General features: G+C 67.0%; 2 protein-coding genes and 1 pseudogene. 1 reads left to right on the top strand and 2 read right to left on the bottom strand.

Features of this window, described 5'->3' with window-relative positions:
- Positions 1–232: pseudogene (locus tag ACI38Z_RS08380) on the bottom strand (hypothetical protein); the annotation flags it as partial.
- A gap of 239 nt (positions 233–471) precedes the next feature.
- Here ACI38Z_RS08380 and ACI38Z_RS08375 point away from each other — a divergent pair.
- Positions 472–1431 carry a helix-turn-helix transcriptional regulator gene (locus tag ACI38Z_RS08375; RefSeq protein WP_439789741.1) on the top strand — a complete coding sequence of 320 codons (960 nt, stop codon included), beginning with the start codon at positions 472–474 and terminating at the stop codon, positions 1429–1431.
- A 35-nt stretch (positions 1432–1466) separates the two neighbouring features.
- Here ACI38Z_RS08375 and ACI38Z_RS08370 read toward each other — a convergent pair.
- On the bottom strand, positions 1467–1804 hold a 338-nt coding region (locus ACI38Z_RS08370), incomplete at its 5' end, for a hypothetical protein (protein ID WP_439789740.1).

The raw sequence follows: 1804 nt of genomic DNA, 5'->3' as shown, positions 1-1804 counted from the left end.
CCGTGATCTGGAGCTTGCCGGAGTCGCTGTCGTACGACAGCTTGGAGTAGGCGCCTGCCGGAACCAGGTAGGTGGCGATTGCCGCGACGATGGTGACCGCGAACAGGATGGTGAACGCGGTTGGCACGTGGAAGCGTCCCTTGCGGCGGTGGCTCTTCTCGCCCGCCCCTACCGACGACGGCTCGATGGCCGCCTCGCCGGCACCCTGGCGCTTGGCGTCATGGTCTCTCACGATTGGTCTCCTTCCCTTGTGGGGCGGACCCCGCGCCGCCCCAGATCTTCTCTGCGAGACCACGGTCGCGCGGTGGGAGAAACCCGTGAAGCCCTAACGTGGTGGTAGCGGTGGGTATAACGTGTGAGCGAGTGCGCCTACACCCCAACTACACCCACATCTACCTGCGGCAACTTGAGCTATACTGTCTTGGTTCTGCCAAGGGTCTTGCGACCTGCACCCCCGAAGGGACCATTGCCATGTACGTGGCGCTGTTCTACTACTCGCTCTTCATACTCCTCGCCTGCGGCATGACCGCGGCGATCTGCCTGTCCGCGTACTTCGTCACGCGCCGGAGGGCGGACCTCTGCCTGGTCGCGTGCTACCTCATCTACTTCCTGGACGCGGCGATCGTGTACCAGGACGACTTCGTGACCGGAGGGGGCGCCTACCACAACGCGTCGTTCTTCTATATCGGGCATCCCCTGCTGAGCGCCGTCACCGGCGCGGGCGCGTTCGGCTGCCTCTGGCTGTACGTGTGCGAACGGCTTGAGGTGCGGAGCCGGGCGATGCGCTTCGTCCCCATCGCACTGCTGCTCGTGTTCCCGCCCGTGCTGTACCGGCTCATCCCCGGCGCCCGGCTGGCGGAGTTCGCGTTCTTCTTCAGCCGCGAGGTCTTCATGGGTTTCGTCCTCGCGTACGTTGGCTACCGCTTCGCGACCGCAAGCGACGCCGCGAGGATGCGCATGGGACGGAAGCGCCGGGAGTACTGGGCGATCGTCCTTCTGACCTGCCTGACGGCACTGGAGAACGTCGTCTTCATCCTGCTGTTTGACCCGTCGAGGCTCGACGCGGGCTTCCTGTGGTTCTTCGCGGAGCGCAACATATCCGAGAACCTGCTCTTCCTGGCCATGGCCGTCATCGCGCTGCGCCAGGCGTCTCAGACGCTGCGGCTGCGCTTTGACCAGCCGCCCACGCGCGAGAGCGAGAACGTGCAGCAGTCCATCGACGCCGTGCTGCCGCGTTTCTGCGAGCGCTACGGCCTCTCCGCGCGCGAGAGCGAGGTGCTGCGGCTGCTGGTGCTTGGCAAGGACAACCAGAACATCGCGAGCGAGATGGGCATCGCGGCGTCCACGGTCAAGGTCCACGTGCACAACGTGCTCAAGAAGTGCGGCCAGCCCAACCGCCAGGAGCTGACCAAGGCGTTCTGGGCAAGGTAAAAGGCGCGGGCGAGAAGGACGAGGTGCCTTCCTCCCTACGCCCACTCCTCCCAGCTGTGGCCGCAGCGCCGGCACCTGTAGAGGCGCGACCAGTCCTCGGTCCCCACGCCCATGACGTCCAGACCGCGCAACCCGTCGAACGGCATCAGCCCCTCGGACACGACCCGCACGTCCGTGGAGCCGCACTTGGGGCAGGCCACGTCGCGTCCGTCCTCCCGCACGATGCGCGCGGGCTGCGCCGCCGGACGCGGCTGGGCGGTTTGGGCGGAACCGCGCCCGGAGCCGCCGCGAGTCGCGGCCGCCTCGAGCGCATCCTCATCAACCAGGCCGTCCAGGTCGTCCAGCTGCTGCGCGCCGAACCTCACCCCACGCC

The sequence above is a fragment of the Parafannyhessea sp. genome, assembly GCF_051876455.1.
In the GTDB taxonomy this organism is placed as follows: domain Bacteria; phylum Actinomycetota; class Coriobacteriia; order Coriobacteriales; family Atopobiaceae; genus Parafannyhessea.
This window is presented reverse-complemented; position numbering and strand designations above follow the sequence as displayed.